Source organism: Brucella sp. IR073 (genome assembly GCF_049065735.1).
Taxonomy (GTDB): Bacteria; Pseudomonadota; Alphaproteobacteria; order Rhizobiales; family Rhizobiaceae; genus Paramesorhizobium.
Window position 1 is genome coordinate 56,804 of sequence record NZ_JBAKHD010000003.1, and the last position, 25,769, is coordinate 82,572.

The following is a 25,769-nucleotide window of genomic DNA, read 5'->3' on the forward strand; positions in this document are numbered from 1 at the left end:
GAGGGGAATTGTCACGCCGTTGACTTGTGATTGACCATTGCTGGTTGCGCGGCATGTAAAATCTTCATTTTACAGGAGATTTTTCGCTTTTCCGTGATTTCGGCGCATAGCCGGCAAAAAACAGCTCCACCGCCGAGACAACAGCGGTGCGGATCTGTTCTTCGCTCGGCTCCTCGGGCATCACGCCGAACAGCCGCTGCCGGTAGATACCGGCAAGAAACATGTCGCTCAATTGATGGGTCGCCAGTTCCGTATCGGGAATGTCGAGGTGACCGTCCGCGACCTGCCTGTCGAGGAATTTTTTCAGCAGCAACTTGCCGCGCTTTGGCCCCTGTTCATAAAAGCGCGCGCCGACTTCCGGCATCCGCTCGACCACGCCGATGACGATGCGCTGGGCCTGGATGAGGGGCTCCGACGTGATCAGCTTGCCAAGCTTGACACCGAACCGGATAAGCGCATCCCGCCCCGACAAACCCCTTTCGGTATCGGCGAGAAGCTCGTTGAACAGTTCGGCGCGATATTCATCGCACAGCGCCTCGAACAGCTCTTCCTTGTTTGCGAAATAAACGTAGATGGTGCCCTTGGAGACGCCCGCTTCACGCGTGATGTCGTTCATGCTGGCCGCGTCGAAGCCCATCTGCATGAAGACGCGCTTCGCGCCTTCGAGAATCTGCCTGCGCTTTGCCGGGTCTTGTCCCGCGCCCAGCCGTGGCTGGCGCGGACACGCGGCATCGCCGCGATCCCCGCACTTTTCAGTGTGGACATCTCCAGCCTTGCCTCGGCCCCGCAATTTCTTAAACACTTTTCAACGCTCTTTCACATTTTTTCGAACCGATTGGTTCGATTGCCCCTTGATATGGCGCTTGTGCTGATCTAAGTCAACCGTCGAACCAATCGGTTCGTTCGCGGTGAGATTTTTCATAGAAAGCCATCCTCCCCATGTCGACAACGAGAACCGCTGCCAAGCCTGATGAAAGCGGCGAGGTCCGCCCATTTCCTGCACTGAAGCAGGGACATGAGGGTCCGGCGCCCGTGGAGCCTCCCCATGCAGAGCAGCCCGCGCCGCAAGCGCCCGCCGCACAGAAGATCGACGCCGGTAATGCGTCCAGGGCCAAAAAGAAGGGCGTGGGCCGCCGCGTCGTGCTGCCCCTGCTCGCCGCTGTCGCCATCGTCGGCGCAGGCTGGTATGGCTATGATTACTGGACGAACGGCCGCTTCCTCGTCGAGACCGACGACGCCTATGTTCAGGGCGACATCGCGGATATTTCCCCAAAAGTGACGGGCTATATCGAGAAAGTCGCCGTTGCAGCCAACCAGCATGTCAAGGCTGGCGATGTGATTTTCCATCTCGACGATGGAGATTACCGTATCGCTCTCGACGAAGCAAACGCCAAGATCGAAACCCAGAAGGAGACGCTGGCGCGTATCACAGCGCAGATCAGGGCGGCTGAAGCCTCGCTGCAGCAGGCTCAGGCATCGAAGCTCGCCGCTGAGGCCGTCGCGACAAACGCCAAGCTGGCAATGGACCGCGCCCAGCAACTGCACTCGACGCGCTTTGCTTCGCAATCCGACCTCGACAACGCCACCTCTTCGTTCAACCAGGCCAATGCCAATCTGGCCGGCGCGGATGCGCAGATCGCCGCGGCTGAGGCCAATATCGGTGTGCTGCAGGCGCAGTACAAAGAAGCCGAGAGCGGGATGAAGTCACTGGAGCTCGCCCGCGCCAAGGCGGAACGCGACCTCTCCTTCACCACCGTCCGCGCTCCCTTTGATGGCGTGGTCGGCAATCTCAGCGGCAAGCTGGGTGATCTGGTGAGCGCCGGTCAGCGTATCGCTGCCCTCGTGCCGTCCGAGCACCTTTATATCGACGCCAATTTCAAGGAAACACAGCTTGCGGAAATCAAGCCGGGAGAGAAGGTGGAGATTTCCGTCGACGCGCTTGATGGCGAAACCTTCGAGGGCACGGTTGCTTCCGTCGCGCCTGCGTCAGGGGCTGTCTTCTCGCTGCTGCCGCCTGAAAACGCCACCGGCAATTTCACCAAGGTGGTGCAGCGTGTGCCGGTACGCATTTCCATTCCGCGCGAGGCACTCGATACCGGCAAGTTCCGCGCCGGTCTGAGCGTCATCGTGAGCGTCGATACCCGCACCGCGCCGGCTGAGAACACGGTCGCTGCGGCGCAGTAACAAGCACCCCTCCTTCCCCCCTTGTGGGGAAGGGGCCCGCGTTAGCGGGCGGATGGGGGTGGCGACGTTTGCGCTACGATCTTGAGCAGAAGCACAAACGTCACCACCCCCACCCGGCCCTATCGGGCCACCCTCCCCGCAAGGGGGAGGGAGGAGTTCTGCGGCGTCCCGCCTGAACTAAGAAAGTAAACCCCATGGCCGCCACCACCGCCGATATGCCTGCCGTTCAAGACCGTATGGACCCGAAGAAGACCATCGCCTTCTTCGCCATGGTCTTCGGTATGTTCATGGCCATTCTGGACATCCAGATCGTCTCGGCCTCGCTGGCGGAGATCCAGGCGGGGCTTTCCGCCAGTTCCGATGAGATTTCCTGGGTGCAGACCTCCTATCTGATCGCGGAGGTCATCATGATCCCGCTTTCCGGTTTCCTCGGGCGGCTGCTCTCCACCCGCGTGCTCTTCACGGTCTCGGCGGCGGGCTTCACGATTTCCAGTATTCTCTGCGCCACCGCGACGAACATCGATCAGATGATCGTCTACCGCGCCATGCAGGGCTTCATCGGCGGCGGTATGATCCCGAGCGTGTTCGCGGCGGCCTTCACCATCTTCCCGCCATCGAAGCGCGCCGTCGTCTCGCCGATGATCGGTCTCGTCGCCACGCTTGCCCCCACCATCGGCCCGACTGTCGGCGGTTACCTAAGTGACACTTTTTCCTGGCACTGGCTGTTCCTGGTTAACGTCTTCCCCGGCATTCTGGTGACCATCGCCGCATGGAACCTCATTGATTTCGATGAGGGCGACTCGTCGCTCTTCAGCAAGTTCGACTGGTGGGGCCTTGCCGGCATGGCAGCCTTTCTCGGCTCGCTCGAATATGTTCTGGAGGAGGGCCCGCGCAATGACTGGCTGCAGGACGAAGCGATCTTCATCCTGACCATCGTCCTCGTCATCGGCGCCATCGTCTTTTTCTATCGCGCCTTCACGGCGGAAGAGCCGATCGCGGACCTGCGCGCTTTCGCCAATATCAATTTTGCCTTCGGCTCGCTGTTCTCCTTCGTCATGGGCATCGGCCTTTACGGGCTCACCTATCTCTATCCGCTGTATCTCGGTCAGATCAGGGGCTATGACTCCCTGATGATTGGCGAAACGCTGTTCATCAGCGGGCTTGCCATGTTCATGACGGCGCCCGTCGCGGGGTTTTTGTCGACCCGCCTGGACCCCCGCCTGATGATGATGATCGGCTTCCTCGGCTTCGCCGCCGGCACATGGACGATGACGGGGCTGACGGCGGATTGGGATTTCCACGAGCTTTTGCTGCCGCAGATCCTGCGCGGCTGCTCGCTGATGCTCTGCATGGTGCCGATCAACAATGTCGCCCTCGGCACCCTCCCGCCATCACGCATGAAGGGCGCATCCGGCCTCTATAATCTGACCCGGAACCTAGGCGGCGCGGTCGGCCTCGCCATTATCAACACGATCCTATCGGATCGCGCCGACATGCATTACGAGCGCCTTGCGGAGCATATCAGCGCGGGCAATCGCACGGCGGAGGATATGCTCGCCAATATGACGGCGCAATTCAATGCCGCCGGCCTCGATGGCAGCACGATCGCACTCTCCCGCCTCGCCGGCATGGTCCGCCAGCAGGCGACGCTGATGTCCTTCATCGACGTCTTCTTCATCCTGACGGCGCTGTTCGCCTCGCTCGCGCTTCTCGCCATCCTCGTGCGCAAGCCCGGCAAGCCGGCCGGTGGCGGCGGAGGGCATTAAGGAATGCCATCACTTTCCCTTTATCCCCATAAATCGGGAGGCGTTTGTAAGAAATTTTACATCGGCGCGTTTGTCACAGACGCTCTCCGCCCGTCATGAAACGGTAGTATTTCTGTAATGAAATATTGATTTAGCGGCTGTTTCCTCAAAAGGATCAATTGCTAAGCCCCATAAAACATGTTTCACTTCCCCGTGATACGGTGGCCCAGGAAGCTGTGGCGTCTGTCATCCAAATGTCATCCGAGGGGACTATCGGGAGGGCGCGGATGCTGGATCAAGCCAAAGGCGTTCGCCGTTCCAAACAGGGGAGTTTAAACATGCTTGGGTATTCAGCACGCCTGCTGTCTCTTTCGACCGCTCTCGCCTTTCTCGGCACATCCATCGCCGCCGCAGAGCCTTCCGCCGAACTCATCGCCGCCGCCAAGAAGGAAGGTCAGCTGACGACCATCGCCCTTCCCCATGACTGGTGCGGCTATGGCGACCTGATCGCCGGCTTCAAGAAGAAATACGGCATTGAGATCAACGAGCTGAACCCGGATGCGGGCTCGGGCGACGAGATCGAGGCGATCAAGGCCAACAAGGACAACAAGGGTCCTCAGGCGCCTGACGTGATCGACGTCGGCTTCTCCTTCGGCCCCACCGCCAAGGCTGACAAGCTCATCCAGCCTTACAAGGTTTCGACCTGGGATTCGATCCCCGACAGCGCCAAGGACCCCGAGGGTTACTGGTACGGCGACTACTACGGCGTTCTCTCCTTCGAGGTGAACAAGGACATTATCCAGAACGCGCCGCAGGACTGGTCCGACCTCCTGAAGGACGAGTACAAGAATTCAGTCGCGCTCGCTGGTGACCCGCGCGTGTCGAACCAGGCGATCCTCGGCGTTTACGCCGCCGGCCTCTCCACCGGCGCCGCCGCCGGCGAAAAGGCTGGGCAGGCCGGCCTCGACTTCTTCAAGCAGCTGAACGCCAAGGGCAATTTCGTGCCCGTCATCGGCAAGGCCGCTTCGGTGGCTCAAGGCTCGACCCCGATCCTCATCCGCTGGGATTACAACGCTCTTGCCGACCGCGACCAGCTCAACGGCAACCCGAATGTGGAAGTCGTCGTGCCGAAGTCGGGCGTCGTCGCCGGCGTCTATGTCCAGGCGATCAGCGCCTACGCGCCGCATCCCAACGCCGCCAAGCTCTGGATGGAATATCTCTATTCCGACGAAGGCCAGCTCGGCTGGCTCAAGGGCTACTGCCACCCGATCCGCTTCAACGACCTCGTGAAGAACGGCAAGGTGCCGCAGGACCTCCTCGACAAGCTGCCGCCGGCTGCCGCCTATGAAAAGGCCGTGTTCCCGACGCTCGACGAGCAGAAGGCTTCGAACGAAGTGATCACCAAGAACTGGGACAGCGTCGTCGGCGCGAACGTTCAGTAAGTGGCTGTTTCGCCGGGCGGCGGTAACGTCGCCCGGCGTTAGCCGTCGGCCCCATCCCCCAGTGTCTTGATGGAATCGTTCCGAACCATTCTGAATCGTTGCTGGAGCGGGCATGTCGCGGCATTGATTCCTGTGACAAGCACAGGAATGACGGAGGCTGAGATGGCTTACCCCAGCCTAGGCTGTTGTGCAGGCGAGAGGTTGAATGTCGTCCATGACGATCAAGCAACCCGTCATTTCCGTGCTTGTCACAGGAATCCATGCCTCAACGTCTTTCCTGCCCGCCACGGTGGAGGAGCACATGTTGCTTCCGGCTTAAAACAACAATTTGCTCTAAAAGATTGGCACGTCCGCCCATGAGCAGCATCTCTCATACCTCGCCCGCCATCGCGCCATCGCTTGCGCGCCGGCTGCCGCTTGAATGGCTGGGCGTCGCTCCATTCTTCCTTTTCGCCATCCTGTTCCTGATCTGGCCGACGCTGTTTCTCATCGTCGGCGCATTCAGAGACAATGCCGGCAATTTCACTTTCCAGAACATCGCCGATCTGTTCCAACCGACGATCCTGAGCGCCTATTGGATTTCGATTCAGGTAAGTCTCGCCTCCGCCATCGGCGGTGCGATCATCGGTTTCTTCCTTGCCTGGGCGATCGTGCAGGGCGGCCTGCCCGCATGGCTGCGCCCGACGGTGCTGACCTTTTCTGGCGTCGCATCGAACTTCGCCGGCGTGCCCCTCGCCTTCGCCTTCCTCGCCACGCTTGGCCGCATGGGTCTCGTTACCGTGCTGCTGCGAGAATATCTGGGCTTCAACCTCTATGCCACCGGCTTCAACCTCCTGAGCTTCACCGGTCTGACACTCACCTATCTCTTCTTCCAGATCCCGTTGATGGTGCTGATGCTGACGCCCGCCCTTGACGGCTTGAAGAAGGAATGGCGCGAAGCCGCCGCCATCATGGGGGCGACCAATGCGCAATATTGGCGCATGGTGGCGTTTCCCATTCTCTGGCCTAGCCTGATGGGCACGACGCTGCTGCTTTTTGCCAACGCCTTCGGCGCTATCGCTACGGCCTATGCGCTGACCGGCTCGTCGCTTAACATCGTTCCCATCCTGCTTTACGCGCAAATCCGCGGCGACGTGCTGCATAATGAGCATCTGGGCTATGCCCTCGCGCTCGGCATGATCGTCATCACCGGCCTGTCCAACGTGCTTTACATCTGGCTGCGCATGCGCGCCGAAAGGTGGCTCAAATGAAGGCGCAACGCATCGGCGCATGGATCGCATTCGCGATCGGCGCAATCTACTTCCTGGTACCCCTCATCGGCACGTTCGAGTTCTCGCTGCGCATGCGGCGCGGCGAATATTCCTTCGACGCCTACCGGGTGGTTTTTTCCGACCCGACCTTTCAGGCGACCTTCGCCTATTCGGCGGTCCTCGGCCTTTTGACCATCCTCTTCGGCATGCTGCTCGTCGTGCCCACGGCCTACTGGATCCGGCTGCGCCTGCCGCAGATCCGCCCGGTGGTCGAGTTCATCACGCTGATGCCGCTGGTGATCCCGGCCATCGTCATCGTCTTCGGATACTTGCGCATCTACAATTCGTCTTCGATCCTGCCCTTCACGGCATCGGTGCGGATGACGGACCTCTTGCTGATGTTCGGCTACGTAACCTTGTCGCTGCCCTATATGTACCGCGCGGTGGACATCGCCATGCGCACCATCGACGTGCGCACCCTCACGGAAGCCGCCGAAAGTCTCGGCGCCGGCTGGCCGACCATCCTGTTCCGGGTGATCTTCCCGAACGTCATGTCGGGCGTCCTCAGCGGCGCTTTTGTGACCTTCGCCATTGTCATCGGCGAGTTCACCTTCGCCTCGCTCCTGAACCGCCCGGCCTTCGGCCCCTATCTCCAGCTTGTCGGCGCCAACCGCGCCTATGAGCCGTCCGCCCTCGCGGTCATTTCTTTCGCCGTGACCTGGCTCGCCATCGCGCTGATCCAGCTCGTGTCGCGCCTTAACAAATTCAAGCTCCCCAGCTGATTATGCGGCTGAATATCGAGAAAAGTTCCCCATGAGTTTCCTCACCATTTCCCATCTCAAGAAGAACTTCGGGACCAACACGGTCGTCAAGGATTTCAGCCTGAACATAAAAAAGGGGGAGTTCATCTCCTTCTTAGGGCCCAGCGGCTGCGGCAAGACCACGGTGCTACGCATGGTCGCCGGCTTCGAGACGCCGACATCGGGCACCATTTCCATTGCCGGAAAGAATGTGGTGAATCTGAAGCCGAACCAGCGTAATATCGGCATGGTGTTCCAGGCCTACGCGCTGTTTCCGAACATGACCGTGGCGCAGAACGTCGCCTTCGGCCTTCGCGTGTCGCGCAAGCCCAAGGCGGAGATCGACGCGACGGTCAAGGAAATGCTCGGCCTCATCCGCCTCGATCATCTGGGCGAGCGCTACCCCTACCAGCTCTCCGGCGGCCAGCAACAGCGTGTGGCGCTCGCACGCGCATTGGCGACGAAACCGCAGGTGCTCCTCCTCGACGAGCCGCTCTCGGCGCTGGACGCCAAGATCCGCGTGTCGCTGCGTGAGGAAATCCGCTCGATCCAGCAGAAGCTCGGCATCACCACCATCTTCGTGACCCACGATCAGGAGGAGGCGCTGTCGATCTCCGACCGCATCGTCGTCATGCATGAAGGCCGCGCCGATCAGGTCGGCACCCCCTTCGAGATTTACAACCACCCCGCCTCCCGCTTCGTCGCCTCCTTCGTCGGCACGCTCAACATTCTCGAGGGCAAGGTGGATGACGCAGACAAGGGCGTCGTTGATCTCGACGGCAACCGCGTTACCCTGGCAAAGCCCCTCTCCGGCCATAAGAAGGGCGAGACGCTTGCGCTTGCCCTGCGCCCCGAAGCTGTCTCCATCGACCCGCACACCAAGCATGACACGACGATTGAAGGCACGATCGAGGATGTGCATTTCCTCGGCTCCGTCATCCGCACGCGGGTCTCGCTCGGCAAGAACAAAGTCTCCCTCGACATGTTCAACGACCCCGCCTCCCCGCCCCCTGCGCGCGGCGACAAGGTGAAGATCGGCTTTGCCGCGCGGGATTTGCTGGTGTTGGGAGAATAGGCTTGCGACGCTCTACCCACATCCCCACATCTGTGCTAATGTGGGAATGTGTGGATTTATGGAGATTACCCGGATGAGCCGCCTTACCATCGACATAACGGAACAGCAGCACCAAAGCTTGAAAGCGTTGGCCGCATTGCAGGGTAAGACGATCAAGCAATACGCGCTGGAACGTTTATTCCCCGGCGATGCTGACGCAGATCAGGCCTGGCAAGAACTGAAAACCTTGCTCGGAATGCGCATCGAAGAGGCGCTCGCAGGAAAGGTTTCCACCAAAAGCATTGATGAAATCTTGGATGAGGAATTGAACGAGGGGGGTGCTTGACAGGTTATATCCTTGCCAAAGCTGCGGAAACCGATCTGCGCGATATCATGCAATCCACGCGCAAGCAGTGGGGCGCGCCTCAAATGCGCCGCTATATCGCGGCGCTGAAACAAGGCATTACGAGCCTGGCTGCAGGCCGAGGTGCTTCCAAGGATATGAGCGCGCTGTACCCGTCACTTCGGATGGCGCGTTGTGAACATCATTACGTATTTTGCCTGTCGCGTAAGGACGCACCTGCGCTGATCATAGCGATTTTTCATGAACGCATGGATCTGATGACACGGCTGGCCGATAGGCTCAACGATCAGGGTAGCAACTAAGCCGCAAGCCGCCTCACCAGCAGCTTGCGGAGCAGCCAACGCTTACGCCTGAAAATCCACATCCGACCACGGTCCGTGGAAATCTCCCTCCCGATCCACGCGCTGGAACCCATGCGCGCCGAAGAAGTCGCGCTGCGCCTGGATGAGGTTGGCGGTGCCGCGCACCTGACGATAGCTGTCGAAATAGCTGAGCGCGGCGCCGAGCGCCGGTGTCGGCAGGCCCGCGAGGGCAGCGGTGGAGACCACATTGCGCAAAGGCTTCGAGGCCTTGGCCATGCGCTCCACGAAGGCAGGCGCGAGCAGCAGGTTCTCCGGCTGTTCCCGCTCATAGGCATCGGCGATCACGTCGAGGAATTGCGAGCGGATGATGCAGCCGGCGCGCCAGATACGGGCGACGGTGGCGAGCGGAATGTTCCAGTTATACTCCTCCGACGCACCCGCCATCACGGCGAAGCCTTGCGCATAGGCCGCGACCTTGCCGGCATAGAGCCCCTGCTCCAGATCGTCGATGAAGCGCGCGCGGTCCGCCGGCGAAAGTGCCGCCTCGCCGAGCGGATAGGCCTTCGCCGCCTGCTCACGCTGCTTCTTCAAGGCGGAGAGCGAGCGCGCCGCGACGGCGGCTTCGATGGCGGTGGCCGGGATGCCCAGCATCTGCGCCTCGATCGCCGCCCAGCGGCCCGTGCCCTTCTGTCCGGCGGAGTCGAGGATCACATCCACCTCCGCCTTGCCCGTATCAGGATCGACGGCATGGAGCACCTTAGCGGTGATCTCGATCAGGTACGAGTTAAGCGGACCATTGTTCCACTTCGCAAAGACGTCGCCGATAGCCGGGGCGGAAAGGCCGAGCCCGTCGCGCAATATGCCATAGATTTCGGCGATCATCTGCATGTCGCCATATTCGATGCCGTTATGGATGGTCTTGACGAAATGCCCCGCTCCATCAGGCCCGAGCAGCGCGACGCAAGGCTGGCCGTCATATTTGGCAGCGATGGCGTTGAGGACCGGCGCGATGCGGTCATAGGCCTCCTGCGTGCCGCCGACCATGATGGAAGGCCCGTGCCGCGCGCCCTCCTCGCCGCCCGAAACGCCCATGCCGACAAAGGTGGGATCGTTCGGCCCGAGGCTTGCCAAACGCCGCACCGTATCGTGGAAATTGGCATTGCCTGCATCGATGATGATGTCTTCCCGCGCCAGCAGCGGCTTCAGGGCCTTCATTTCATTGTCGACAGGCTCGCCGGCCTTGATCATCAGAATGATCGGCCGCGGCGCGCGGATGCTGTCGGCAAGCTGCGCCAGCGTATCGCAGGGGATGATCCGCTCCTTCAGCTCCCCGGCATTTTCATAAAACTCGTGGGTCCTGTCCGGCGTGCGGTTGTAAACGGCGACGCGATAGCCCTGTTCGGCAATGTTGAGCGCGAGATTGGAGCCCATGACTCCAAGCCCGACCAATCCGATATCCGCTTTTTCCATGACTGTTCCTTGTTGTGGGAGATTGACGGCACGGCCGTGCCGGAATCAGGTTTTGACTATCCGCAACTTATCCATTCTATAAACAGCAAACAAATATGACGTGGCCTGCGTCAGTGCAAAAGGAAGTGAGCATGACCGAAACGATCAGGATCGTCTCGCCCGTCGATGGGTCCATCTATGCGGAGCGGCCCGTGTTGAGCGATTCCGCGCTTGAACGGGCGGTGGAAACCGCGCGGGCGGCCCAAACCGCCTGGGCGGAAATGCCGATAGCCGAACGCGGACGCTATTGCCTCGCCGCCCTTGAGTCGCTGCTTGCCATGAATGATGAGATCGTGCCGGAACTCGCCTGGCAGATGGGCCGTCCCGTGCGCTATGGCGGCGAAAAGGGGGGGGTCGAGGAACGCACGCGCTATATGGTCGGTATCGCCGAGGAAGCGCTGAAGCCGGTTATCGCCGGTGACCGCCCCGGCTTCCGTCGTTATATCAGGCATGTGCCGCTGGGCGTCGTCATGGTCATCGCGCCATGGAACTATCCCTATCTCACCTCCATCAACACCATCATTCCCGCCCTGATGGCCGGAAACACGGTTCTTCTGAAACATGCGGCTCAGACCCTTCTTGTCGGCGAGCGCTTCCAGCAAGCCTTTGATATGGCTGGGATGCCGAAGGGCGTATTCCAGAACATCGTCCTGAGCCATGCCCAGACGGAAAAACTGCTCGCCTCCGGCCGCATCGATCATGTCAATTTCACCGGCTCGGTCGGCGGCGGCAAGGCCATCGAGCGCGCCGCTGCAGGCACCTTCATGACGCTGGGGCTGGAACTGGGCGGCAAGGATCCGGCCTATGTCCTGCCCGACGCCGATCTCGACCATACGGTGGAAAACCTCGTCGACGGCGCGTTCTATAATACGGGCCAATGCTGCTGCGGCATCGAGCGCATCTATGTGCACGAAAAGCTGTATGACAGATTCGTTGAGGGTTTCATCGACCTGACGAAGCGCTATGTCGTCGGCAACCCGCTGGATCAGGCCACCACCATGGGCCCGATGGCGCAGGCCCGCTTCGCTGACCTCATCCGCGAGCAGAAGGCCGAAGCGCTGCGCAAGGGCGCAAAGGCCCATATCGGCATGAAGCTGGACGAAGACCGGCCCGGCTCGCCCTATCTCGCGCCGGAAGTGCTGACCGATGTCGACCACCAGATGAGCGTCATGCGCGAGGAAAGCTTCGGCCCCATCGTCGGCATCATGAAGGTGCGGAGTGACGAGGAGGCGCTGGCGCTGATGAACGACAGCCCCTACGGCCTCACCGCCTCGCTCTGGACCGCCGACCCCGACCACGCCGCCGCGCTGGGTGATCGGATCGAAACCGGAACAGTGTTCATGAACCGCTGCGACTACCTCGACCCGGCGCTGGTGTGGACCGGGGTGAAGGACACCGGCAAAGGCGCGGCGCTGTCGGCGATTGGATACGGCAATCTGACGAGGCCGAAGTCTTATCATCTGCGGGAGAGAATTTAATCCAGCTCGCGCCCTCCTTCCCCCTTGCGGGGAAGGTGCCCGCGTTAGCGGGCGGATGGGGGTTGTGACGAATGTGCTTTTGTTGACGAACGTGGTGCAAGCGTCACCACCCCCATCCGTCTGCTCCGCAGACCCTTCCCCGCAAGGGGGAAGGTGGGCGCATTACTTCACGCCGTCAGCCGCAGCTCCGGCTTTTCGCTCACAACACGCCGCCCGGTCGCAGCCAACACCCCATGCGCGCCGTTAAGATGGCCTTCCCGCAACTCCAGCGCCAGGAACCGCCGCCGCTCCACCGGCCCCGGCATCGCCAGCCCGCCGACCTTCTCGCCCGAAAACCCGAACCGCGCATAATATTCCGGATCGCCGACGAGCAGGATCGCGCCATGGCCGAGCCGTGCCGCTTCCGCCACCGCATGGCGCATCAGCGCCGAGCCGATGCCCTGCCCTTCATAGGCCGGATCGACCGCGAGCGGCCCGAGCAGCAGCGCGGGAACGGAACGCCCCGCGCCATCGCGCCCGGCGCGAATGTCCCACAGCCGAACGGTACCGGTGAGCGTGCCGTTTTCATCGCGCGCGGCAAAGGCAAGCCCGGCCGAGGGCATGCGCCCGCGCCGCAGCTTCTCCGACGATTTGCGCCGCCGCCCCTCACCCATCGCGCGGTCGAGCAGCGCCTCACGCGCCGCCGCATCGTGCGCGGCCTCATCGAGGATGACGAAAGTCTGGTTCTGGCGGATTTCGGAAGTGATCGCGTTCATGGTCGTAACCAATCAAGAGGATGTGTGCGTGCCATCCCTCGCCCGGCATCGCCGGGCGAGATTGAAGGAGCCGGTCTGGCGACTGGCTCAGATCACATAGGATCGGAGGGGCTCGAAGCCGTTAAACGCGACCGACGCGTAAGTCGTGGTATAGGCCCCCGTGCCTTCGATCAGCAGCTCGTCGCCGATGGTTAGCGAAACGGGCAGCGGATACGGGGCCTTCTCATACATCACATCGGCGGAATCGCAGGTCGGCCCGGCAAGGACGCAGGGCTCCGTGCGCTCGCCGTCATGCGGCGTGACGATCTGGTAGCGGATCGCCTCGTCCATGGTTTCGGCGAGGCCGCCGAATTTGCCGATGTCGAGATAGACCCAGCGGACATTGTCATTGTCCGCCTTCTTCGAGATCAGCACCACCTCGGTCTTGATCACACCCGCATTGCCGACCATGCCGCGGCCCGGCTCGATGATCGTCTCCGGAATGCGGTTGCCGAAATGCAGGCGCAGCGCGTCGAAAATGGCCTGGCCGTAGGCCTTTGCCGTCGGCACGTCCTTCAGGTAGCGTGTCGGGAAACCGCCGCCCATATTGACCATCTTCAACTGGATGCCTTCCTCAGCAAGCGCCTGGAAAACACCCTTGGCATCGCCAAGCGCGCGATCCCAGGCGGAAAGATCCGTCTGCTGCGAGCCGACATGGAACGAAACGCCATAGGCGTTGAGGCCCAGCGAGCGGGCATGGCGCAGCACATCCACCGCCATGGCAGGGACGCAGCCGAACTTGCGCGACAGCGGCCATTCCGCGCCCGCGCCATCGGTGAGGATGCGGCAGAACACGCGGGCGCCGGGAGCGGCACGCGCGATCTTCTCCACTTCCTCGACGCTATCGACCGCGAAGAGGCGAATGCCGAGCTCATGGGCGCGCGCAATGTCGCGCTCCTTCTTGATGGTGTTGCCATAGGAGATGCGCTCCGCCGGCGCGCCTGCATCGAGCGCCATCTCGATTTCGGCCACGGAAGCCGTATCGAAGGACGAGCCGAGCGAGGCGAGCAGCCGCAGGATCTCCGGCGCGGGATTGGCCTTCACCGCATAGAAGATGCGCGAATCCGGCAACGCCTTTTCGAAGGCGGCATAATTTTCGCGCACGACATCGAGGTCCACCACCAGGCAGGGACCATTCGGGCGTCGGGTGTTGAGGAAATCGATAATGCGCTGCGTTGCCATCGGTCTCTCCTATGGCGGCCAAGCCGCCGGTCGCAAAAGGCTGCGGTCTGCCGGCTACCCCGCCGGATCGCTACCGCAAGTGGACAAAGTGCATGAAACCGTCCGCCGCGTTGCCAGACTTTGGAGATACTGGAAACACGCGAAAGCTCATGCGGCGATGGAACAACGCTTGCATCCGCGTTACTCCGCTTTGTCTGCCTTGGCTTGGAATTGGGAGAACCGCATCCGCACTGCCGGCAATGAAGGTGTGCCTCTTCAGTAATTTCGGCATTTGGACAGCCGAAAGACACCAGAAAGGCCCGCACCGTCGTTGCTTCAAGATGTCCTCGATTTCAGCGGTTGGCCGCGAGATCGACTGGAGGGGTTAGTTCCAGGTACCTTACCGTTTACCCTCACCATTCGAGGGACGGCGGACACCCACAGGCACGTGCGACTTTGGGCGACCGCGATATAAGGTGAAACTTGTGTCCATTCAATGACAAAAACACCGGGAGCCTAGAAATTTTTTAGGGTGAACAAACAAAGCCAAATCATCTACAAAGACTGAACAATCAGGCGAACAGGTTTCTTATGGACACGCTCACCCGCATGCGCGCCTTCATCGATGTCGTGGAGGCGGAGGGCTTTTCGGCGGCGGGGCGCAAGATCGGCCGCTCCAAGGCGCTGCTTTCCAAATATGTGCGCGAACTGGAGGATGAGCTGGGCGTGCTGCTTTTGAACCGCACCACGCGGCAGTTTTCGCTGACCGAAGCGGGCCATACCTATTACCAGCGCGCCTCGGAGATCATCCGCGACATCGACTCGCTTCAGGATTCCATCAGCGAAACCAGCGGCGACACGCGCGGGCGCATAAAACTTTCCGCGCCGCGCACCTTTGCTGATGCCCCAATAGGACTCTCGCTCATCGATTTCTGCGCCGAGCATCCCGAAATCGTCCTCGATATACGATTGGACGACCGATTCGTGGATCTGGTGGAGGAAGGTTTCGACATGGCGATCCGCATCACGCGGCTGCAGGATTCCTCGCTCATCGCCCGTCGCCTGACCGCCTTCGAAACGGTCCTCGCCGCCTCGCCGGATCTCATTGCGAAGGTGGGAATGCCCGAACGGCCGGAAGGGCTGCATGAGCTTCCCTGCATCATCGACACCAACGGACGCTCCCGCAACAACTGGCATTTCCGCAACACGGATGGCTCGCTCCTGACCGTGCCCGTCAGCGGGCCGGTGGAGGTCAACAGCCCGCTGGCAACCATGGCGGCAGCGGTAAAGGGCCTCGGCTTCTGCATTCTTCCGCGTTTCATCGCGGAGCCGGAGCTTGCCAGAGGGCGGCTCGTGGCCGGGCTCGACGAATTCACCATCAAGGATGGCGGCATCTACGCGGTCTATCCCCACCGCCGCTATTTGCCGATGAAAGTGCGCGTGCTCGTGGACTATCTGGCGAAATGGTTCAAGGAACGGGAAAATGCGTAACGATCCAGTCCCACTTTCGCCCGTTTCGGGGATTGGAATGTGCAATCAAGGAATCAGCATGTCGCAAGGTGAGGCCCGCTTGACCAAACGCCGCCCGGAAATCCTCCTCTCGGCCATTGCTATGGCGTCCCTGCCCTCGCTGGCGGTCGCGCATCCGCATGTCTTCGCCGAAGCGCGGCTGGAAGTCACCGTGGCGCCTGACGGCACGGTGGAAAAGCTCGCCCATGTCTGGCGCTTCGACGATGTTTTTTCCTCGACGGTCATCATGGAATTCGACAAGAATGGCGATCTGAAACTTGACCATCACGAACTCGGTGAATTGAGCAAGACGATCAGCGATTCCCTCGCCGAATATAAATATTTCCAGACTGTCCTTCACGACGGCAAGGACGTGGCGATGACAAAGCCCAAGCATCTCATCGCCGATATGCCGCCCGACAACCAGCTTCTGGTCATCTTCGAATCGAAGCCGGAAAAGCCGTTGAAACTCGAACCCGGCCACACGGTCAGCTTCGGCGTTTACGACCCGACCTTCTACACCGCCATCGACTACGTCAAAGACTCCGACATGCATATAACCGGTGTGCCGAAGAACTGTTCGTCCAAGGTGGTGCGCCCCGATCCCGACGAAGCAATCGCCGCCAACCAGGCGACCCTGACCGAAGCCTTCTTCAACGACCCGACCGGGACGGATTTCTCCAAGATATTTGCGACACGGCTGGAGGTTACGTGTGGGAAATAGGATTTCCGCTTTGACGAAATCGCGAAGCAGAAGGCCCGCCTTCATTGCCGCCATCCTCGCCGCCCTATTCATCACCGGCGAGGCATGGGCCCAATCCTCCCTCGGCATCGGCGCCAGCGAGACGGCGATGAAGCCGGTCGGTCCCTTCGCCCATATCATCCAATGGCTTGCCGCCGAGCAGCGCAATTTCTATCTCGCCATGACCAATGCCCTCAAAACCATGCGCGAGGACCCGTGGCAGGCCGCGATCCTTATCGGATTGTCCTTCATCTATGGCGTGTTCCATGCCGCCGGCCCCGGCCATGGCAAGGCGGTCATCTCCAGCTACATGATCGCTAATGAAACCACGCTGCGGCGCGGAATTCTCCTCTCCTTCGTCTCCTCCCTCCTTCAAGCAATCTCGGCGATTCTCGTCATCGGCGCGGCTTGGTTAGTGCTGCGCGGCACCAGTATCTCGATGAAGGACACAGCGCGCTACATGGAACTGGCGAGCTATGTCCTCGTCATCCTCTTCGGCCTGTGGCTATTGCGGCGCAAGCTGCCGCTGCTGTTTACGAAGAAGAAGCACGAGCCGGAAGTCGCCGCCGCCAGCCTGGCCTTCGCTGCGCCCTCGACGAGCACGGCCTGGGAAGGCTCCCTCTCGCAAAGCGCCCGCACGGCAGCGCCGAACCGTGCGGTACGCCTCAATTATGACACCTCGGCGTCCGGAAGGGCCAGCTTCGATCACGGTTTCATCGGCTCGGGCGAAATCTGCGACGCCTGCGGCACGGCCCATATCGCCGATCCATCTACGCTTGCAGGCAATTTCGACTGGAAGACCGCCTGGTCCGCCATCCTGGCCGTGGGCTTGCGTCCCTGCTCCGGCGCGCTGATCGTGCTCACCTTCGCTCTGCTGAACGGCCTCGTGTTCGGCGGCATTCTCTCGGTCTTTGCCATGGCGCTCGGCACTTTCATCACCGTGGCGGTGCTTGCGACGCTCGCAGTGACGGCGAAGAACGCCGCGCTGAAAATCGCCGGCAGCCGCGCCATGTCGCAGCGCCTTCAGTCGCTCATCGAGGTCGCCGCCGCCTTGTTCATCACGCTGACGGGAATCCTGCTTTTCACCGCCGCCTTATCGATCTGACTTCCGCTGCTGGCGCGCCCTCAGCCAGAACAGGCCGAAAAAGGCGAGCACGAACAGCACCGCGAACACGCCTGCCAAGGCGGGAGATTCCGCGCCGAGCGCCAGCATGATGCGCGGCATCAATATCCAGAGTGCGCCAAACCCCAGGAGGATGACGAGAGCAGCGATTGCCGCGTTACGTGTCTTTGTGTCCTGCAATCTTCTGCCCCTTCGAAATTTGTGTCTTTGCGCGCGGCCGGCGCTCAGGGACCACCCCGTCATGGTGATGATCCGCCTTCCCCGCCACGCCGGGCTCGGTATCGATCTCAATGGTCGCATGGGCGATTCCATGCATCGAGGCGAGCCTCTGCTTGACCCGTGCGACAATTGCCGCCGCATCCGCCTGCGGCGCTATCTCCACATGCATGGTCGCAAGGTTGCTTTTGCCGTCGAGCGACCAGACGTGAATGTGGTGAACATCCTCCACGCCCGGTATGGCGCTTTCGAGATCGCGGGCAATGGTCTCAGGGTCAGCCGTTCCCGGCGCTCCCTCGAGCAGCAATCGCCCCCCATCCCGCGTCAGCCGCCAAGCGCTGGCGAACAGCATCACCGCCACGAGCGCCGAAAGGATCGGGTCGATCGGATACCAGCCTGTGAGGAGGATCACGACGGCCGCCACTATCGCCGCCACCGAGCCGAGCAGATCCCCCAGCACATGCAGGATCGCGCCGCGCATATTGAGGTTCTCCCTGTCGCCGCCATGGAGCACCAGATAGGCGATGACATTGACCGCAAGCCCGGCCACACCGACGCCAAGCATCGGCCCGCCCAGCACGGCGGACGGATGCTCGAACCGCTCGATGGCCTCATAGACGATCCATGCGCCCACGACGAATATGGCGAGACCGTTGGTGTAGGCAACCAGCGTTTTCACCCGGCCGAAGCCATAGCTCATGCTGTTTGTCGCCGGATGCTCTGCCAGATGGAAAGCGTACCATGCCAGCAGCAGCGAGACGGAATCCGTCAGCATATGCCCAGCATCCGCGAGCAGCGCCAGCGCACCGGCAAGGATGCCGCCCACCGCCTCCACTACCATGAAGCCGCTGGTCAGGACGGCGGCAATCAGCACACGGCGCTTGTCGGGCTTGCCATGGTCGTGGTTATGCTCGCTTCGGGAATGCTCATTCGCCATCGCGGTCCTCACTTCGCTAGCGATCCTAAAATCGGGACATCAGCGCTCTACGTCGCCCCCCTCTGCCCTGCCGGGCATCTCCCCCGCATGGGGGGAGATTGGCCTTTCATCTGTGACGGCGCGTTATTCTGCAACGTTGGGTGATTGGCAGGGGCGGACCTGATAGCCAATCTCCCCCTTGCGGGGGAGATGTCCGGCAGGACAGAGGGGGCGCTGTCCCGCCGGCATCACCTTACTTTAACTGAATAACTCCGCCCGAAACGCCTCCAGCCGCCGCTTCTGCCTGCCCTCAGCATCGAAATTATCCGGAGCCAGCCACCTCTCATAGGCCGTCTTCAGCGCCGGCCATTCGCTATCGATGATCGAGAACCAAGCCGTGTCGCGGTTCTTGCCCTTCACCACCCTATGCTGGCGGAAAAGGCCCTCGAATTGGAAGCCGAAGCGCTGCGCCGCCCGTTTCGACGGCTCGTTGTCATTGTTGCACTTCCATTCGTAGCGGCGATAGCCGAGCTCGTCGAAGATATAACGGGCAAACAGAAACTGCGCCTCCGTCGCCGCCGGTTTCCGCGAGACGAGCGGCCCCCAGTAGACATTGCCGATCTCGATAGAACCATGAGCCGGCGAGATGCTCATCAACGACTGCCGCCCGGCCACCTTGCCGCTCGCCTTGTCGATGACAGTGAAAAACAGGGGATCGGTGCTGCCCTCGGCCTCATCGAGCCATGGCTGGAACTGCGCCCTGTCGCCAGGCACTTCATCGAAAAGCCAGGTGAAGCGCGCATCCGCATCCGGCACCGACGAAGCCTCATAGAGCCCGTCGCCATGCTTCGCCGCATCGAGCGGTTCAAGGCGCACATAGGCCCCCTCGAGAACCTTTCGTTCAGGCAGCGGACACGCCGTCCAGTTCGTCAAATTCGCCATTCTTTCCTCCCTGCCGCACCGCCAGATTCTCGAAACTACGGACCGCCCCTAATGTCCGATATGCCGTCCATCGCCGCGTTGCTTTGCCAACAGCACCTGCCGATGGCGTTCGGCATAGCGGGCGCGGTCCTCGTCGGTGCGCTCGTGATAGCAATGGGAGCAGGAAACGCCTTCCTGGTAATAGCGCGACAGGCGCTCCTCAGGCGTGATCGGATGGCGGCAGGCGCGGCAAAGTTCCGTCTCGCCCTCATGCAGGCCATGGCTCACCGAGACCCGCTCATCGAAGACGAAGCACTCTCCGTCCCAGCGGCTTTGCTCCGGCGGCACGTCCTCCAGATATTTGAGAATCCCGCCCTTTAGATGATAGACCTCGTCGAAGCCCAATCCCTTGACATAAGCCGTCGCCTTTTCGCAGCGTATGCCGCCCGTGCAGAACATGGCGATCTTCTTGCCTTCCAGCTTAGCACGATTCTGCTCGATCCATTCGGGGAACTCGCGGAAGGTGCGGGTCTTCGGATCGACCGCGCCGCGAAACGTGCCGATAGCCACCTCGTAATCGTTGCGTGTGTCGATCACGACCGTATCGGGGTGGGAAATCAGATCGTTCCAATCCTGCGGCGCGACATAGGTCCCCGCGCTTTTCAGGGGGTCCACCCCGGGCACGCCCATGGTGACGATCTCTTTCTTGAGGCGCACCTTCATGCGATGAAACGGCATCTCGCTGGCGTAAGAATATTTGAGCTCCAGCCCCTTGAGCGCCGGCTCCGCCTCGATCCGCGCAATTAGCTTATCGATCGCCTCGGCGCTGCCCGCCACGGTGCCATTGATGCCCTCGGCGGCCAGAAGCAGTGTGCCCTTGATGCCCTGGCTGCAGCAAAGCTCGGCCAGCGGCGAGCGCAATGCCTCGTAATGCGGCAGGCGCGCGAAACGATAGAGAGCGGCGACGATGAAAGACGGATTGGTCATGATGATCGAACTAATCCCGATATGAGCGGATTGCAAGATGGCGAAGAATTGCAATCAATAGTACAATCTCGCCAGAGTTGCAGATTTTCCCACGGGACCGATCTTGCGCGCCGAATTTATCCTACACCGGCGCGTTCGGACGAAAATGATTTTCAGCCTGGGCTTTACAGAAATTTTCGAGGGACAGCGATGTTTGAAGATGAAACCATCCAGCAAATCATCATAGCCGCCACCGTATCGGGCGTAGAGCCAGCCGCGCTTCTAGCCGTCGCCGAGGTGGAAAGCGGCGGACAGGCCACCGCTCGGGTCAATGGGCGCGACGAACCGCTGATCCGCTTCGAGGGCCATTATTTTCACCAGCGCCTGACGGGCGAGAAACTTGCCGAAGCCAGGCGGCAGCGCCTTGCCTCACCCAAAGCCGGCGCGGTCAAGAACCCGGCGGCGCAGGCCGACCGTTGGCGTCTGCTCGAGCGCGCCATGGAAATCGACCGCGAGGCAGCGCTCGAATCCGTCTCATGGGGATTGGGGCAGGTGATGGGGGCGCACTGGGATTGGCTCGATTACGAAAGCGTCGAAGCACTCGTCGCCGAGGCGCGCGGCTCGGTGGCAGGACAAATTCGGCTGATGCTGCGCTTCATCGAAAAATCCGGCCTGGTGGACGAGCTGAACGCCCATGACTGGCCAAAATTCGCACGGGCATATAATGGCCCCGGCTATCGCAAATATGACTACCACGGCAAAATGGCCCGGGCCTGGGAAATCTGGCGCGAGCGTCTCTCTTCGTCATCGGTCCCGCCTGACGCAAACATGCCCGTCGCGTGATGGACAAAACAATGCGGCGGGACTAAATCGGTTAAAAAACCGGAGAATGCTGATGACCCAGAAAACCGACCTTCTGCTTCCAATCCTCAAAGGCCAGCCGGTCATTCCGGTTCTGCTGATCGACAAGGCTTCCGATGCGGTTCCGCTGGCACGCGCCCTCGCGGCGGGTGGGCTGCCTGCCATCGAGATCACGCTCAGGACCGCCGCCGCGCTCGACGCCATCCGTGCCGTGGCTGAGGAGGTGCCGGAGGCGATTGTCGGTGCAGGCACGATCCTCAATGCGCGCCAATACGAGGAAGCGGCCAAGGCCGGTTCGCGTTTCATCGTCAGCCCCGGCGTCACCGAGGCGATCCGTCAGGCCGCGCGCGATAGCGACGTCCCTCTCCTGCCCGGCAGCGTTACGCCGAGCGAGATCATGGCTGCGCGTGAAGACGGCTACACCCTTCTCAAATTCTTCCCCGCCGAACAGGCTGGCGGCGCGGCATTCCTGAAATCCCTCGCCTCCCCGCTCGCCGGAACCCTCTTCTGCCCGACCGGCGGCATCAGCCTCGCCAATGCCAAAACCTACCTCTCGCTGCCCAATGTCATCTGCGTCGGCGGCTCATGGGTCGCGCCGAAGGAACTGGTCGAAGCGGGCGAATGGGATAAGATCACCACGCTTGCGCGGGAAGCGGCGGGGTTGGCTGCTTAACCTTCGGGGACTGCGGTTACCCCTCATCCGACCGCGCGTAGCGCGGTCGGATGAGGTACTTGGCCCACCGCCTCAATCCTCCTCGCCAGCTCAGTTCGTCTCCGAAAACTTCGCGATCGACAGGAACGTCACGGCCTTACCGGAGAAGCGATTGGCTTTTTCCGTCGGCAGGTCGCGCTGGAAGCCGGCGGTGTAGACGGTGGTCGGCGCGGCGCGGAGCGCGTCGTTGCGCAGCGCCTTTCCGCCCGCCGGCGCAACCTTGGCGACCGGCGTCGCGGACATTGCCAGGCGCGATACCGGCACCGACGCCGCTGGCTGGACGACTGCCTCAGGCTCCCGCGCCTCGCCCGGATGGGGCTTGGCGCCCTTAGCCGTGGTTTTCACGCCCGTGTCGACCGCTGCGATAGCGCGAGCCTTGGGCGCGGCGTCTTGCAGCACCTTGCGCGGCATGGCGGCGGGCGTCACCGAAGCAACGATCTGGGGCGCGTGGTCCTCCGGCTCATCGGGCACGGGAATCACCTCCTCCTCAGGAGCGGCAAGCGCGACCTGCTGCGGCTGGGGCTGCGGCCTTTCCGGCGCGCTCTGCGGCAACGGATAGGCCGGTGTGTCGGCATGCGCCGCGGCAATCTGCGCAATCGCGTCATGCCTCGGCTCCGGTTCCTGCACGACAGCCTCGGCTGCCGCGGCGGCGGGCGCCGTTTCGGGACGCGGCGCAGGCACGACAGCAGAGGCAAGCGCCAGTGCGGGGTTCTCATGCTTTGGCTTGTTCATCGGCACCGGCACGAAACCGTTCATCAGCGGATTGGGCGTGCTCGCGGCAGCCACCTGCTCCGGCGCGGCGGCGGCATTCGGCGCGCCATCCACGGCGGACGCACTCGGCACATAGCCGGTGGTGCCAGGCGCGGGCGGCTGCAGCGTGTTGGGCGGCGGCGCAACCATGGCAATCGCGGCCTGGGGCTTCTGGCCCGGCAGCGGCACGGCATAGGCAAGCGCCGGCTGCTCCACGGGCGTTCCCTCCGCCACGGCGGCAGCGGGACGCGGCGCGTCGAGCGGACGCGGAACCTCGCGCGGCGGCAGGGCGGCGACAAGCGTCTGTTGCGGCGGTTCAGGCAAAGGCTGGGGCTGCGGCGCCGGGGCGCGGGCGACGGGAGCGGCGGGCTCAGGCGCTTCTTCGGCCATGGGCGCTCTCGGTGCCGTGCGCGTCGGGCGCGCAGCGGAAGCCACCATGGTTCCGCCGCCGGATTCGCTGATATCCTCTTCCTCGTCAGCGCCGCCGCCGAAGAGCATGGCCAGCAGGCTCTTGCTCTTGCGTGGGCTTGCGCTCGCCATCATCACCCCGCTGCCAGACTGGCGGGCCTCATAGGCGGCAAGCGCCGCCTCATAGCCCGGCAATGGCTTGCCGTCGGTCGGCAGATGCAGGGTCTTACCATCGGGGAAGAGCGCCAGCAGCTCGCGGCGGCTCATGCGCGGCCAATGGCGGACGTTGCCGACATCCATATGCACGAAGGGCGAGCCCGAGCGCGGATAATAGCCGACGCCGCCCGACTGATAGCGCATGCCGATGGCACGCAGCTTGGCAAGCGGCACGCCGGGGATATAGAAATCCATCGCCTTGCCGAGCATGTGCTGGCTCTTCTTCGCCACGCCGCGCGTGCGTGAGCGCAGCATCGAGTTGGTCGCGGGCGAGCGATAGGCGGAGACGACATGGATATAATCGCGCGCGCCGCTGGCTTTGTAGACCTGCCAGACGAGATCGAAGAGGCGCGGGTCCATCTTCGTGGGCTCGTTGCGGCGCCAGTCACGCAGGAAACGGTTGAGCTGATTGAGGCCGCTCGGAATGTAGCGCCCGTCCTTCTTGAAGGTAATCTCCGCCCGCTCCTTGGTGTGAACATAATAGAGCTTGAGCGTCCGGGTCTCCGCCGACGCAAGCGAAGGCGCGAGAATTACGGTAAGGAAGGCGATCCATAGCACGCGGCGCGCACGCACCGCTGCATAAATCCCCCTGAGTGCCGAAATACAGTCCGTCAATTGCGTAGCCTTGCCATTCTAGCAGTCCCCGAAGGCTGGACTATCGGATTAATGGTTAATGGACGTTTATTGAAGACCGAATACGTTTATAGAATGGCAAAAAAGGCACACCGCAGCATTCATTTTATACCATGGTAAATGGCTTGTTAACAAGCTTCCGTACGCGCTAATTTGCGCAGGTTATAATCCGCTGCGGGGCGACCGGCATCGCGGTTAGAACGGCTCGTCCGGCGAGCGCTCGGTGTCGGACGAATCCTCCGCGGCCTCGTTCCCTCCTCCCGCATCGATGCCGTAATCCTTGAGCTTGCGGTAAAGCGTCGAGCGCCCGATGCCGAGCCGCCGCGCCACTTCGCTCATCTGGCCGCCATAATGTGCGATGGCGAGGCGGATCATCGCCTCCTCCATCTCGGCGAGTGGGCGCACATGCCCGCGCCCGTCCAGACCCTGCACTTGGCCGAATTTTTCCGCCCCTGCCTGGCTTTCCGCCATGGGCTGGGGTGGCTCCCTCCCCGCCTGCTGCGCAAGCGGCGGCCGCTCTCCGGCAAGCCCGCCCGCCAGCGCCTGTATCTGCGGAAAATCGTCCGCCGTCAGCTCCGTCCCTTCGCACAGCACCACCGCGCGAAACACCGCATTTTCCAATTGCCGGATATTACCGGGCCAGTCATAAGCTGCCAGCAGTGCCAGCGCCGAGGGGGCGATGCCCTTAATATGCGGCCGCCCCTCCTCCGCTGTGAACCGCGCCAGGAAATGGCGCACCAGCACGGGAATATCCTCGCTCCGCTTGCGCAGGGGCGGCAGGGAAATGGGGAATACATGTAGCCGGTAGAACAGATCCTCGCGGAACTGCCCGCTCTTCACCAAATCGATGAGATTGCGGTTCGTCGCCGATATCAGCCTTATATCCACTTTCACCGGCTTCTTGCTGCCGATGGGGTCAACCTCACCCTCCTGCACGGCGCGCAAGAGCTTCACCTGCAGTTCTGGCGATAACTCGCCCACTTCGTCCAAGAACAGTGTACCGCCATCGGCCTCGACGAATTTGCCTAGATGCTTCTCGGTGGCCCCGGTAAAGGCTCCCTTTTCATGGCCGAACAGAATGCTCTCCGCCAGATTGTCCGGGATTGCCCCGCAATTGACGGTGATGAACGGCTTGCCGCGCCGCTCGCCCGAACCCTGGATCGCACGCGCCAGCATCTCCTTGCCGACGCCGGATTCCCCTTCGATGAGAATGGGAATGTTTGAGGCCGCCGCCTTCTGCCCCAGCTTGACGACGCGCTCCATCGCCTCGCTGCGCGCCGCAAGGTCGCGGAAGGTGAGCCGTCCTTCCGCCGAATGGCGGATGCGCTTGATCTCCCCTTCTAACGCTCCCAGCTTCAGCGCATTGCCGATGGAGACCTGCAGCCGCTCGGGCGAAACGGGCTTCACCACGAAATCGAACGCGCCGAGCCGCATCGCCGTGATGACCGTGTCGAGCCCGCCCTGCGCCGTCTGCACGATGACCGGAACGGACACCCCGCCCTCGCGCATGCGCTTGAGGATCGTGAAGCCATCCATGTCGGGCATGACGAGATCGAGGATGACGAGCGAAATCTCTTTGCGGTAGCGCAACAGCCCCAGCGCCGCCTGCCCGCCATCCGCAAGGATGGTTCTATATCCCATGCGCAGCACCGCGGCTTCCAGCAGGCGGCGCTGGACCGGATCGTCATCAACGATAAGAATGGGACCGGCCAT

24 protein-coding genes are annotated in these 25,769 nt (G+C 61.9%); 14 read left to right on the plus strand and 10 right to left on the minus strand.

The genetic code is table 11. The annotated features are described in order from the left end of the window. Positions 1–64: 64 nt before the first annotated feature. Positions 65–802 carry a TetR/AcrR family transcriptional regulator gene (locus ACOWVG_RS06885; protein ID WP_420960937.1) on the minus strand — a complete coding sequence of 246 codons (738 nt, stop codon included), beginning with the start codon at positions 800–802 and terminating at the stop codon, positions 65–67. Positions 803–939: 137 nt separating this feature from the next. On the opposite strand from ACOWVG_RS06885, the gene ACOWVG_RS06890 reads away from it, so the two are divergent. The 8 genes from ACOWVG_RS06890 (at position 940) to ACOWVG_RS06925 (ending at position 9,141) form a co-directional block, all read left to right on the plus strand. Further along, complete coding sequence (locus ACOWVG_RS06890; RefSeq protein ID WP_420960939.1) at positions 940–2,184, plus strand: HlyD family secretion protein; 1,245 nt, start codon at positions 940–942, stop codon at positions 2,182–2,184. 194 nt (positions 2,185–2,378) lie between these two features. Further along, positions 2,379–3,950 carry a DHA2 family efflux MFS transporter permease subunit gene (locus ACOWVG_RS06895; RefSeq protein WP_420960941.1) on the plus strand — a complete coding sequence of 524 codons (1,572 nt, stop codon included), beginning with the start codon at positions 2,379–2,381 and terminating at the stop codon, positions 3,948–3,950. Positions 3,951–4,267: 317 nt separating this feature from the next. Further along, positions 4,268–5,371 carry an ABC transporter substrate-binding protein gene (locus ACOWVG_RS06900; RefSeq protein ID WP_420960943.1) on the plus strand — a complete coding sequence of 368 codons (1,104 nt, stop codon included), beginning with the start codon at positions 4,268–4,270 and terminating at the stop codon, positions 5,369–5,371. A 356-nt stretch (positions 5,372–5,727) separates the two neighbouring features. Beyond that, on the plus strand, positions 5,728–6,621 hold the full coding sequence (locus tag ACOWVG_RS06905) for an ABC transporter permease (protein ID WP_420960945.1): 894 nt from the start codon (positions 5,728–5,730) through the stop codon (positions 6,619–6,621). Continuing rightward, positions 6,618–7,403 (plus strand): ABC transporter permease, encoded by a 786-nt coding sequence (locus tag ACOWVG_RS06910; protein WP_420960948.1) that lies wholly within the window; start codon positions 6,618–6,620, stop codon positions 7,401–7,403. The genes ACOWVG_RS06905 and ACOWVG_RS06910 overlap by 4 nt, the downstream gene beginning before the upstream one ends. Before the next feature lie 31 nt (positions 7,404–7,434). Beyond that, entirely contained in the window at positions 7,435–8,496 is a 1,062-nt protein-coding gene (locus ACOWVG_RS06915; RefSeq protein ID WP_420960949.1) for an ABC transporter ATP-binding protein, read from the plus strand. Between the two features lie 73 nt (positions 8,497–8,569). Beyond that, a complete protein-coding gene (locus tag ACOWVG_RS06920; RefSeq protein ID WP_420960950.1) occupies positions 8,570–8,821 on the plus strand; it encodes an antitoxin in 252 nt (83 codons plus the stop codon). Further along, on the plus strand, positions 8,818–9,141 hold the full coding sequence (locus tag ACOWVG_RS06925) for a type II toxin-antitoxin system RelE/ParE family toxin (protein WP_420960951.1): 324 nt from the start codon (positions 8,818–8,820) through the stop codon (positions 9,139–9,141). Before ACOWVG_RS06920 ends, ACOWVG_RS06925 begins: the two co-directional genes overlap by 4 nt. 42 nt (positions 9,142–9,183) lie before the next feature. Here ACOWVG_RS06925 and gndA read toward each other — a convergent pair whose 3' ends face one another. After that, positions 9,184–10,611, minus strand: coding sequence for an NADP-dependent phosphogluconate dehydrogenase (gene gndA / locus ACOWVG_RS06930; RefSeq protein WP_420960952.1), 1,428 nt, complete (start codon positions 10,609–10,611; stop codon positions 9,184–9,186). Between the two features lie 131 nt (positions 10,612–10,742). Here gndA and ACOWVG_RS06935 point away from each other — a divergent pair, with 131 nt between their 5' ends. Then, a complete protein-coding gene (locus tag ACOWVG_RS06935) occupies positions 10,743–12,128 on the plus strand; it encodes an aldehyde dehydrogenase family protein (RefSeq protein ID WP_420960954.1) in 1,386 nt (461 codons plus the stop codon). A 167-nt stretch (positions 12,129–12,295) separates the two neighbouring features. Here the strand turns inward: ACOWVG_RS06935 and ACOWVG_RS06940 are convergent, their stop codons facing one another. Both ACOWVG_RS06940 and odc2 read right to left on the minus strand, forming a co-directional pair. Further along, positions 12,296–12,883: a GNAT family N-acetyltransferase gene (locus ACOWVG_RS06940; RefSeq protein ID WP_420960956.1), complete on the minus strand. Its 588-nt coding sequence runs from the start codon at positions 12,881–12,883 to the stop codon at positions 12,296–12,298. Positions 12,884–12,970: 87 nt separating this feature from the next. Further along, positions 12,971–14,104, minus strand: coding sequence for an ornithine/lysine decarboxylase (gene odc2, locus ACOWVG_RS06945; RefSeq protein ID WP_420960959.1), 1,134 nt, complete (start codon positions 14,102–14,104; stop codon positions 12,971–12,973). A 570-nt stretch (positions 14,105–14,674) separates the two neighbouring features. Here odc2 and ACOWVG_RS06950 point away from each other — a divergent pair. From ACOWVG_RS06950 to ACOWVG_RS06960, 3 genes are read left to right on the plus strand one after another with little or no spacing between them, the layout of a single operon-like run. Next, on the plus strand, positions 14,675–15,574 hold the full coding sequence (locus ACOWVG_RS06950) for a LysR family transcriptional regulator (protein WP_420960961.1): 900 nt from the start codon (positions 14,675–14,677) through the stop codon (positions 15,572–15,574). 58 nt (positions 15,575–15,632) lie between these two features. Next, positions 15,633–16,316 carry a DUF1007 family protein gene (locus ACOWVG_RS06955; RefSeq protein ID WP_420960963.1) on the plus strand — a complete coding sequence of 228 codons (684 nt, stop codon included), beginning with the start codon at positions 15,633–15,635 and terminating at the stop codon, positions 16,314–16,316. A 10-nt stretch (positions 16,317–16,326) separates the two neighbouring features. Continuing rightward, positions 16,327–17,439: a nickel/cobalt transporter gene (locus tag ACOWVG_RS06960; protein WP_420960965.1), complete on the plus strand. Its 1,113-nt coding sequence runs from the start codon at positions 16,327–16,329 to the stop codon at positions 17,437–17,439. Here ACOWVG_RS06960 and ACOWVG_RS06965 read toward each other — a convergent pair. The 4 genes from ACOWVG_RS06965 to ACOWVG_RS06980 all read right to left on the minus strand — a co-directional run bounded on the left by ACOWVG_RS06965 (position 17,428) and on the right by ACOWVG_RS06980 (position 20,497). Beyond that, positions 17,428–17,637, minus strand: a complete 210-nt coding sequence (locus ACOWVG_RS06965; RefSeq protein ID WP_420960966.1) for a hypothetical protein — start codon at positions 17,635–17,637, stop codon at positions 17,428–17,430. The two genes, ACOWVG_RS06960 and ACOWVG_RS06965, sit on opposite strands and share 12 nt — an antisense overlap. Continuing rightward, positions 17,615–18,610, minus strand: a complete 996-nt coding sequence (locus ACOWVG_RS06970) for a cation diffusion facilitator family transporter (protein WP_420960968.1) — start codon at positions 18,608–18,610, stop codon at positions 17,615–17,617. The genes ACOWVG_RS06965 and ACOWVG_RS06970 overlap by 23 nt, the downstream gene beginning before the upstream one ends. 237 nt (positions 18,611–18,847) lie before the next feature. Then, complete coding sequence (locus ACOWVG_RS06975; RefSeq protein WP_420960970.1) at positions 18,848–19,531, minus strand: GNAT family N-acetyltransferase; 684 nt, start codon at positions 19,529–19,531, stop codon at positions 18,848–18,850. A 48-nt stretch (positions 19,532–19,579) separates the two neighbouring features. After that, on the minus strand, positions 19,580–20,497 hold the full coding sequence (locus ACOWVG_RS06980) for a rhodanese-related sulfurtransferase (protein WP_420960972.1): 918 nt from the start codon (positions 20,495–20,497) through the stop codon (positions 19,580–19,582). A gap of 189 nt (positions 20,498–20,686) precedes the next feature. Here ACOWVG_RS06980 and ACOWVG_RS06985 point away from each other — a divergent pair, with 189 nt between their 5' ends. Both ACOWVG_RS06985 and ACOWVG_RS06990 read left to right on the plus strand, forming a co-directional pair. Beyond that, positions 20,687–21,319, plus strand: coding sequence for an N-acetylmuramidase family protein (locus ACOWVG_RS06985; RefSeq protein ID WP_420960974.1), 633 nt, complete (start codon positions 20,687–20,689; stop codon positions 21,317–21,319). 52 nt (positions 21,320–21,371) lie between these two features. Further along, on the plus strand, positions 21,372–22,010 hold the full coding sequence (locus ACOWVG_RS06990) for a 2-dehydro-3-deoxy-phosphogluconate aldolase (RefSeq protein WP_420960976.1): 639 nt from the start codon (positions 21,372–21,374) through the stop codon (positions 22,008–22,010). Positions 22,011–22,100: 90 nt separating this feature from the next. Here the strand turns inward: ACOWVG_RS06990 and ACOWVG_RS06995 are convergent, their stop codons facing one another. Further along, positions 22,101–23,996, minus strand: coding sequence for a DUF882 domain-containing protein (locus ACOWVG_RS06995; RefSeq protein WP_420960978.1), 1,896 nt, complete (start codon positions 23,994–23,996; stop codon positions 22,101–22,103). A 255-nt stretch (positions 23,997–24,251) separates the two neighbouring features. Next, positions 24,252–25,769 carry a sigma-54-dependent transcriptional regulator gene (locus ACOWVG_RS07000; RefSeq protein WP_420960980.1) on the minus strand — a complete coding sequence of 506 codons (1,518 nt, stop codon included), beginning with the start codon at positions 25,767–25,769 and terminating at the stop codon, positions 24,252–24,254.